This window comes from uncultured Methylibium sp. (genome assembly GCF_902826655.1).
GTDB lineage: Bacteria > Pseudomonadota > Gammaproteobacteria > Burkholderiales > Burkholderiaceae_C > Methylibium.
Genome location: NZ_CADEFR010000025.1, coordinates 41,262 through 50,282 on the forward strand (window position 1 = coordinate 41,262; position 9,021 = coordinate 50,282).

Annotated in this window: 9 protein-coding genes and 1 rRNA gene; 7 read left to right on the plus strand and 3 right to left on the minus strand. The window is 68.3% G+C overall.

Features of this window, described 5'->3' with window-relative positions; translation table 11 throughout:
- Positions 1-48: 48 nt before the first annotated feature.
- Together QZV97_RS11960 and QZV97_RS11965 are read left to right on the plus strand one after the other, a co-directional pair.
- Positions 49-1,122 (plus strand): HPP family protein, encoded by a 1,074-nt coding sequence (locus QZV97_RS11960; RefSeq protein WP_295642191.1) that lies wholly within the window; start codon positions 49-51, stop codon positions 1,120-1,122.
- A gap of 72 nt (positions 1,123-1,194) precedes the next feature.
- Positions 1,195-1,881 carry a DUF4197 domain-containing protein gene (locus QZV97_RS11965; protein WP_295642167.1) on the plus strand — a complete coding sequence of 229 codons (687 nt, stop codon included), beginning with the start codon at positions 1,195-1,197 and terminating at the stop codon, positions 1,879-1,881.
- 5 nt (positions 1,882-1,886) lie between these two features.
- On the opposite strand, the gene QZV97_RS11970 is transcribed toward QZV97_RS11965, so the two are convergent.
- A complete protein-coding gene (locus QZV97_RS11970; RefSeq protein WP_295642169.1) occupies positions 1,887-3,002 on the minus strand; it encodes a hypothetical protein in 1,116 nt (371 codons plus the stop codon).
- A gap of 134 nt (positions 3,003-3,136) precedes the next feature.
- Positions 3,137-4,390 (minus strand): CaiB/BaiF CoA-transferase family protein, encoded by a 1,254-nt coding sequence (locus QZV97_RS11975; RefSeq protein ID WP_295642171.1) that lies wholly within the window; start codon positions 4,388-4,390, stop codon positions 3,137-3,139.
- A gap of 37 nt (positions 4,391-4,427) precedes the next feature.
- On the opposite strand from QZV97_RS11975, the gene QZV97_RS11980 reads away from it, so the two are divergent.
- The 3 genes from QZV97_RS11980 to QZV97_RS11990 are packed head-to-tail and all read left to right on the plus strand — an operon-like array spanning position 4,428 to position 5,667.
- Positions 4,428-4,949: a hypothetical protein gene (locus QZV97_RS11980; protein ID WP_295642172.1), complete on the plus strand. Its 522-nt coding sequence runs from the start codon at positions 4,428-4,430 to the stop codon at positions 4,947-4,949.
- A gap of 9 nt (positions 4,950-4,958) precedes the next feature.
- On the plus strand, positions 4,959-5,429 hold the full coding sequence (locus QZV97_RS11985; RefSeq protein ID WP_295642174.1) for a PTS fructose transporter subunit IIA: 471 nt from the start codon (positions 4,959-4,961) through the stop codon (positions 5,427-5,429).
- Positions 5,398-5,667, plus strand: coding sequence for an HPr family phosphocarrier protein (locus QZV97_RS11990; RefSeq protein WP_295642176.1), 270 nt, complete (start codon positions 5,398-5,400; stop codon positions 5,665-5,667). Before QZV97_RS11985 ends, QZV97_RS11990 begins: the two co-directional genes overlap by 32 nt.
- 10 nt (positions 5,668-5,677) lie before the next feature.
- On the opposite strand, the gene QZV97_RS11995 is transcribed toward QZV97_RS11990, so the two are convergent.
- Positions 5,678-6,529, minus strand: coding sequence for a GNAT family N-acyltransferase (locus QZV97_RS11995; RefSeq protein WP_295642177.1), 852 nt, complete (start codon positions 6,527-6,529; stop codon positions 5,678-5,680).
- A 115-nt stretch (positions 6,530-6,644) separates the two neighbouring features.
- Between QZV97_RS11995 and ptsP the strand changes: the two genes are divergently transcribed.
- Positions 6,645-8,369 carry a phosphoenolpyruvate--protein phosphotransferase gene (gene ptsP, locus QZV97_RS12000; RefSeq protein WP_295642179.1) on the plus strand — a complete coding sequence of 575 codons (1,725 nt, stop codon included), beginning with the start codon at positions 6,645-6,647 and terminating at the stop codon, positions 8,367-8,369.
- A gap of 340 nt (positions 8,370-8,709) precedes the next feature.
- Positions 8,710-9,021 (plus strand): 16S ribosomal RNA (locus tag QZV97_RS12005); the annotation flags it as partial.

Genomic DNA, 9,021 nt, shown 5'->3' on the forward strand with positions numbered 1-9,021 from the left:
CGCCGGGTGTCGATCACCCAGGAGCTGCGTGCGCTCTGGCCCGAGCGCATGCAAGTCAGCGCCGGCGAGCGCTGGCGCGCGGCGCTGGGAGCCGGGCTCGGGCTGTTGCTGGTCGGACTGCTGAGCCGGCTCGGCGCATCGCCCGACGGCCTGCCGTGGCTGGTGGCACCGCTCGGGGCCAGCGCCGTGCTGGTGTTCTGCGTGCCGGCGAGCCCGCTGGCGCAGCCCTGGTCGGTGATCGGCGGCAACACGATCTCGGCCTGCATCGGCATCGCCTGCGCGCGCTGGCTGCCCGACCCGGCGTGGGCCGCGGCCGCGGCAGTCGCGCTGGCGATCGGCGCCATGTTTGCCTTGCGCTGCCTGCATCCACCGGGCGGCGCGATGGCGCTGCTGACGGCGCTGGCGGGCGTCGCCAGCTGGCGCTTTGCGTGGTTCCCGGCTTTCGTCAATTCGGCGCTGCTGGTCGTGGCCGCCATCGCCTACAACCGCGCGACCGGGCGCCGCTATCCGCACGGCGCCGCGCCGGCAGCGTCGGGGCATGCCACCGATGCCGCGCGCTTCGGCGAGGCCGACCTCGACGCCGTGCTCGCCCGCTACAACCAGGTGCTGGACGTCAGCCGCGACGACCTCGCGGCCCTGCTGCATGCCGCCGAGGGCGAGGGCTACCGCCGCCGGCTCGGCGCGCTGCGCTGCGCCGACGTGATGACCCGCGACGTCTTGACGGCGGACTTCGGCACCCCGATCGAGGAGGCGTGGGCCCTGATGCGCCAGCACCGCATCAAGTCGCTGCCGGTGATCGACCGGCAGCGGCGGGTGGTCGGCATCGTCACCCTGGCTGACTTCATGCGTCAGGTCGACCTGGACCTGCACGAGGGATGGTCGGACCGATTGCGCGGCTTCATCCGCCGCACCCGTGCCACGCATGCCGACAAGGCCGAGGCCGTGGGTCAGATCATGACGCGGCAGGTGCGCGTGGTCAGCGCCGATCGGCCGCTGGCGGACCTCGTGCCCTTGTTCGCCGACACGGGCCACCATCATCTGCCGGTGGTCGGAGAGGGCGCGCGGCTGCTCGGCATCGTGACGCAGACCGATCTGGTCCGCTCGCTGCTGAGAGCCGCCTGACGGCTGCAAAGTCGATTGCCAAAACCGCATCGACGAGCCCAAGATAGCGCATCGCAGTCGCGGAGGTGTCCGATGGATCGACGTGAGTTCACGGGGCAGGTGGTGTCGGGCCTTGCCCTTCTGGTCTGGGCGGCGCAGGCGCGTGCCCTGTCGCTGAGCGACGCCGACGCGAACGCCGGCCTGAAGGCGGCGCTGGAGCGCGGCGCGGCAGCGGCCGTCGGCCTGCTCGGCAAGCCCGATGGCTTTCTCGGCAACCCCCAGGTGCGCATCCCGCTGCCCGGCGCGCTGGAGAGCGCCGCCAAGCTGATGCGCGGGCTGGGTCAGGGCAAGAAGGTCGACGAGCTGGTCACCGCGATGAACCGTGCCGCCGAGTCGGCGGTGCCGGAGTCGAAGCAGCTGCTCAGCAACGCCGTCAAGCAGATGACGGTGACCGACGCGAAGCAGATCCTCACCGGCGGCGACACGTCGGTGACGACGTTCTTCGCCGACAAGACGCGGCTGCCGCTGGGCGAGAAGTTCCTGCCGATCGTCACGCATGCGACCGAGAAGGTGTCGCTCGCATCGAAGTACAACGCCGTGGCGAGCAAGGGTGTCGGCCTGGGCGTCGTCAAGAAGGAAGACGCCAACGTCCAGCAGTACGTGACCGGCAAGACGCTCGACGGTCTGTACCTGATGATCGGCGAGGAAGAGAAGAAGATCCGCCAGAACCCGGTGGCCACCGGCAGCGCGATCCTGAAGAAGGTCTTCGGCGCGCTCTAGCCGGTCTAGAACTGCTTCGACAGTTCGAACACCAGCGCCGACGGCAGCGACTGCTGCAGTCCGTCGCGGCCGACGCGGGCGTGGTTCATGCCGTTGAAGCCCGAGACCTCGAAGGCATTGCCTTCCTCGACGAGCTCGATGAACGAGAAGCCGGGCAGTTCGGCCCGGATGTCGTCGGCCAGCTGTTCGAGGCGTTCGCCACGCAGCACGCCCTCGAAGACGATGGCATGAGGCAGGCCCTCGCGGCAGAAGTCGGCGGCTTCGTCGACCGAGCCCACGAAGTCGATCAGCAGTCCCATGTTGGCAAGCGCCTCGCGCACCTGCACGCGCACCTCGCGTCGCGCCGCGAGCACGAGCACCTGGCTGCCGGCCAGCGGCTTGGAGTTGAGGGTCGAGGAGTCGCCGTGATCGAGCTCGATGGCGGTCATGCCTTCGAGCTCTTCGTTGACGGTCAGCGGAAACTCCAGCGTCATCGAGACGCGCGCCGCATCGGCCTCGCGGTCCAGCACCAGACCCATCGTGCGGGCGATCTGACTCAGCAGGTGCCAATTGAGCGAATCGCCAGCTGCCGGCTCGGCGGCCGCCGAGCGCTCGGGTTCGTGCGCGAAGCTGCAGCGCACGCGGCCGTGGGCCGGCCAGTCCTTCAGATCGACGCGGAAGTCGATGGTCGAGCGGGCCAGCTCGATGGCCCAGTCGAGCACGGCATTGAGCAGGCTGAAGAGCAGGGCCGGATCGACCAGCACCTCGATCGGCCGCGTGCTCTGCCGGACCTGGATGCCGCGGGCATTGGCTTCGCGGGCGCGATGGGTCAGCACCGACTGCAGGGTCTGGGCCAGGTCGAGCCGTTCGTGCGACTGTCGCAGCCGCTTGGAGGCGAAGCGCGACAACTGCTGGCTGACCACACCGATGCGGCGGGCGCGCTCGATCTCGTTGCGCAGCGCGCGCAGGCCCTCGCGGTCGATGCCGCCGGTGGTGGTGAGCTGGATCACGCGTTCGAGCGCGGCGCTCAGCGGCTCGGCGACCTCGCGGCCGATCTGGGCAGTCAGCTCCCGCCACGCCTCCTGGGTGTCGGCCGAGTCGGTCTCGGGGGCGGGCAGTGGCGGGCGGGCAGTCATGGTCATGGGGGCGTGGTCGGCGCGGCCCGGGTCGGTAAACCCGCTCGGCCGCTCGGAACACATTCTGTGACGTTTCGAGGCGCCATCCCTAGCTCCGCGCTTGCCGCAGCGCGGTTTCCCCCCGATTCAGGGGCGCGGCATCAGGGGCCGAGCGCGCCCGCGGCGCGGGCTGCCGCGATGCGTTCAGGGTCCCAGCCCAGCCAGTCGGACAGCACCTCGGCCTCGTGCTGACCCAGCAAGGGTGGCGCATGCCGCGTGCGCGGCGGCGTGGCGGACAGCTTCAGCGGACTGGCAACCAGCCGCAGGCCGTCGGTCAGCGGGTGAGGGACGGCTTCGGTCATGCCGCGCGCCAGCACCTGGGGATCGGCGAAGACCTGGTCCAGCGAGTTGATCGGCCCGCAGGGCACTTTGGCGGTCTCGAGCGCGGTGAGCCAGTCGTCGCGCCGGCGCTCGCGCATCAGCGCAGCCAGCAGCGGGACCAGTACCGCGCGGTGGCGCACGCGATCGGCATTCTTCGCGAAGCGTGGGTCCAGGGCCAGGTCCGGTCGCCCGGTCACCTCGCAGAATTTGGCGAACTGGCCGTCGTTGCCGACCGCCAGGATGACGTGACCGTCGGCCACCTCGAAGACCTGGTAGGGAACGATGTTCTGGTGCGCGTTGCCGGCCCGCCCCGGTGCGCGACCGCTGACGAGGTAGTTGGCGCCGAGATTGGCCAGCATCGCGACCTGGACGTCCAGCAGCGCCATGTCGATGTGCTGGCCGAGGCCGCGCCGCCAGCCGTTCGCGTCGCGGTGCCTCAGCGCCGCGAGGATGCCGACGGTGGCGTACAGGCCGGTGAACAGATCGGCCACCGCGACGCCGACCTTCTGCGGGCCGCCGCCTGGCAGATCGTCGCGTTCGCCGGTCACGCTCATCAGGCCCCCCAGGCCTTGCACCGCGTAGTCGTAGCCGGCGCGATCGCGATACGGGCCGGTCTGGCCGTAGCCGGTGATCGAGCAGTAGACGAGCTGCGGGTTCAGCGCGTGCAGGGTGGCGAAGTCGAGCCCGTAGCGGGCCATGTCGCCGACCTTGTAGTTCTCGACCAGCACGTCGGCCTGAAGTGCCAACGAGCGGATCAGGGCCTGTCCCTCGCGGTGGGCGAGGTCGATCGTGATGGAGCGCTTGTTGCGGTTGGCGCCCAGGTAGTAGGCCGACTCGTCGCTCTCGGCGCCCAACCCGTCGTTCAGGAAGGGTGGGCCCCAGGCGCGCGTGTCATCGCCGGTGCCCGGCCGTTCGACCTTGACGACGTCGGCGCCGAGGTCGCCCAGCACCTGCGTGCACCACGGTCCGGCCAGCACGCGCGACAGGTCGAGCACGCGCAGGCCGCCGAGTGACTGAGCCGGGGCTTGGTCCATTCGGCGATTCTGCGCCCAGGCTTCGGATAATCGGGTGATGCCGCTTCGACCGATCGCGTTCTTCGCCGTCCTGCTGCTGGCCGGGGCGTGCTCGCCGACCCTGGACTGGCGCGAGGTGCGACCCGCGGGTGCGGGCGTCAGCGCGATGTTCCCCTGCAAGCCCGAGCGCCAGGAGCGGCCGATCTCCCTCGCCGGAGCGACGGTGTCGCTGCAGATGCTGGTGTGCAGCGCCGGCGGCGTGACCTGGGGCCTCGGGACGGCCGAGGTGTCGGATCCGGCGCGCGTCGCCGCGGCACTCGCCGCCCTGCGCGCCAGCCGACTCGACAATCTCGGCGGGCGCGAACTCGAAGTGCAAGCGCTGGCACTGGCGGGCATGACGCCGAACCCGCAGGCCGTACGGCTGCGCATCGCCGGGCGACGGCCGGATGGGAGCGAGATTCTTGAACAGGCCTGGCTGTTCGCGCGCGGCACCCGCGTCTTCCATGTCGCTGCTCTGGGCGGCGCGCCGTCCGATGAGGCCCTCGGGGCCTTCTTCGGTGGACTGAAGCTCAACCCATAATCACCGATCATGGCTGGCCTGTTCATCATTGCGCATGCTCCGCTGGCGTCGGCACTCCGCGTCGCGGCCGGACACGCCTTTCCCGATGCGATGCAGGCCGTCGAGGCGCTGGATGTGACGCCGCAGCTGGCGCCCGACGAGATCGAGGCGCAGGCTCGCGTGCTTCTCGACCGGCTGCTGGCGGCGCAGGGCGATCGAGGCGCCCTGATCCTGACCGACGTGTTCGGCGCCACGCCCTGCAACGTGGCACAGCGACTGGCCGACGGCGCGAGCGTCAAGATCGTGACCGGCGTCAACGTGCCGATGCTGTGGCGCACGATCAACTACGCCGACGAGCCCTTGGACATGCTGGTTGCGCGAGCCCTGGCGGGCGCGACGCAGGGCGTGCTCCAGGTGGCGCCGGCGCGGCCGCAGAACCAGACCCAGAACGTAGGAGCCCGCCCCGGCGATGATCTCGACGCGCGTCACCATCAGCAATAAGCTCGGCCTGCACGCCCGCGCCTCGGCCAAGCTGACCAAGCTGGCCGGCAGTTACCCGTGCGAGGTGTTCATGGCGCGCGGTGCTCGCCGCGTCAACGCGAAGAGCATCATGGGCGTGATGATGCTGGCTGCGGGCATCGGCACCGAAGTCGAGATCGAGACCTCGGGCGATCAGGAGCAGCAGGCGATGGATGCGCTGCTGGCGCTGATCAACGACAAGTTCGGCGAGGGCGAGTAGGCGCGACGCGTCACCGACCGAGGAAGTGCCGGCGGTATTTGGCCGGCAGGTCGTCGATCCGCATCAGCATCGGCAGGTCGGCGGTGTTGAAGTCGGGGTCCCAGGCCGGTGCGCCCAGCACCCTGGCACCGCAGCGCAGGTAGCCGCGGATCAGCGGCGGCGGCTCGACCTGGAGGTGCCGATCCAGTTCTTCGACCGGGAGTGGCAGGCGAGGGCGGACCTGCCATTCGATCGGCGCGAGGTGGGTATGACGCAATTGCTCCCACAGGCTGGCGGCGACGTGTCCCCCGTCGCGCATGCTGATGCTGGCGCAGCCGACCATCGTGTCGAGCTCGTTGCGCACCATGAACTCGGCCAGTGCTCCCCACAGCGCCAGGATGGCGCCGCCGGAACGGTGATCCGGGTGGACGCAGGAGCGGCCCAGCTCGACCATCTTCGAGCGCAGCGGACGCAGTCGCGTCAGATCGAACTCGGTCTCGCTGTAGAGGCCGCCGACGCGCTGCGCGGCCGCGGGCGTCAGCACGCGATAGGTGCCGATCACCGGCCCTGGTTCATCGTCCGCGCCGAGAAGCCGGACCAGCAGGTGCTCGCAGTACGCATCGAACACGTCGACATCGTGTCCGGCCGGCGTGCCGCGTGGTGGCGACAGGCGTGCGCCCATCTCCTCGGCGAAGACGAGATGCCTCAGGCGCTGCGCTTCGCGAACTTCGCCTTCATCGCGCGCCCAAGCCACGTCCAGTCGAACCCGCTCGGTCGAGGCAGGCGGCTCGGCGTCCCGGCATCGAAGTGACCTCCGGTCGGCGCGTGCGCCCGGGCCTGCGATCTCGTGGAGCGGCAGCGTCGGCAGCGGCAGATCCCTCATGAGCTCTCCTGATCTTGCATGGCCATCGAGGATGAGGCAGGTGCATGACGTGGCGATGTAGCCCGCGTGAAGCCGCCGTGACAGCCGGAGAGAGGGGCGCTGCTACGATCGGTTCATGAGCCTGCAGATGTTCGGTATTCCGGTGTCGCGCGGCGTCGCGATCGGGCGGGCCGTGCTGGTCGCTTCGAGCCGCGTGGACGTCGCGCACTATTTCATCGAGCCGGCGCAGGTCGAGCCCGAGATCGAGCGCCTGCGCGCCGCACGGGATGCCGTCGCCGCGGAACTGGGCGGCTTGCAACGCGACATGCCCGCGGATGCGCCATCAGAGCTGTCGGCGCTGCTCGACGTGCACCTGATGCTGCTGCATGACGAGGCCCTGACGGGGGCGACCGGTCATTGGATCCGAGAGCGTCACTACAACGCCGAGTGGGCCTTGTCGGCGCAGCTCGAGGTGCTGGCGCGGCAGTTCGACGAGATGGAGAACGACTACCTGCGTGAGCGCAAGGCCGACCTCGAGCAGGTGGTCGAGCGCCTGCTGGGCGCGCTGATGCACCTCGGCGGCGGAGCCCCGTCGGGGCTGGGCGTGAACCCGCGGGACTTTGCCGGCGAGGACCCGCTGGTTCTGGTCGCCAACGACATCGCGCCGGCCGACATGCTGCAGTTCAAGCGCAGCGTCTTCACGGGCTTCGTGACCGACGTCGGCGGTAGGACCTCTCACACGGCGATCGTGGCCCGCAGCCTCGACATTCCCGCCGTGGTCGGAGCGCGAGAGGCCAGTCGCGTCATCCGGCAGGATGACTGGGTGGTGATCGACGGCGATGTCGGCATCGTGATCATCGATCCGTCACCGATCGTGCTGGAGGAGTACCGCTTCAGGCAGCGACAGAGCGAACTGGAGCGCGAGCGCTTGACCCGCCTGCGGCACACGCCCGCCGTGACGCTCGATGGCGAACGGGTCGAACTGCTGGCCAATATCGAGCTGCCGGGAGATGCGGCCGCTGCGCTGGAGGCCGGCGCCGTTGGTGTCGGCTTGTTCCGCAGCGAGTTTCTGTTCATGAACCGCAGCAGCGGAGATCTTCCCGGCGAGGACGAGCAGTACGAGGCCTACCGGGCTGTCGTCGAGGCGATGCAGGGCCTGCCGGTGACGATCCGGACGGTCGACATCGGTGCCGACAAGCCGCTGGAGCGCATGTCGCTGCACGAGCTGCGGCATGAACATGTGCTGAATCCCGCGCTTGGCCGGCGCGCGATTCGCTGGAGCTTGTCGGAGCCCAGCATGTTCCGTCAGCAATTGAGGGCGATCTTGCGGGCCAGCGCGCATGGGCAGGTCAGGTTACTGGTGCCGATGCTGGCTCACCTCTCCGAGATCCGGGGAACTTTCGATGCGATCACGCGTGCAAAGCAGCAGCTGAACGAGAGCGGGCGGGCCTTCGGGGCGGTACCGGTAGGCGCGATGATCGAAGTGCCTGCAGCGGCCTTGATGATCGACCGTTTCCTCGAGTCGTTCGATTTCGTCTCGATCGGCACGAACGACTTGATCCAGTACACCCTGGCGATCGATCGTGCCGACGAGTCGGTGTCTCACCTGTATGACCCGTGGCATCCAGCGGTGCAGGAACTGATCGATCGAACGATTCGGACTGCTCGCAGCCGAGGCAAGCCAGTAAGTGTGTGCGGCGAGATGGCTGGAGACCCAACGTTCACTGCGTCGCTGTTGGCGATGGGACTCAGAAGCTTTTCGATGCATCCAGCGCAGATCGCCACGATCAAGCAGCAGATCCTGCGGGCGGATTCGCGCAAGGCGAGAGAAGACTCGTCCGAGCTGCAGCCAACAGCCTGACAGGGGCGAGATGACGCACTGCCGAGTGCGTGCTTGCGGCGACCCCCAGAACAGTGCTAGACTGCGAGGCTCTGCTGCGGAGTGAGTCGCTGAACGCGAACTTAAGCCGCTGTGGAGGAAAGATCGGGATCACTTGACGCAGGGTTAAAAACACTGCACAATCCCATCTCTCTGCTGATAACGATCAGCGATGCCGTAAGGCAGTGCTCTTTAACAAACAACAGCCGATAAGCGTGGGCGTTTGAAGGCGAGTGCCAAGGTCGCAAGACCGAGGTCTCATGACCTTAAACGCTCACTGAAGTGAAGTTCACTTCAATTCTTTGAGCAAACATTCAAGATCGAACTGAAGAGTTTGATCCTGGCTCAGATTGAACGCTGGCGGCATGCCTTACACATGCAAGTCGAACGGTAACGCGGGGCAACCTGGCGACGAGTGGCGAACGGGTGAGTAATGCATCGGAACGTGCCCAGTAGTGGGGGATAGCCCGGCGAAAGCCGGATTAATACCGCATACGACCTACGGGTGAAAGCGGGGGATCGCAAGACCTCGCGCTATTGGAGCGGCCGATGTCAGATTAGCTAGTTGGTGGGGTAAAAGCCTACCAAGGCGACGATCTGTAGCTGGTCTGAGAGGACGACCAGCCACACTGGG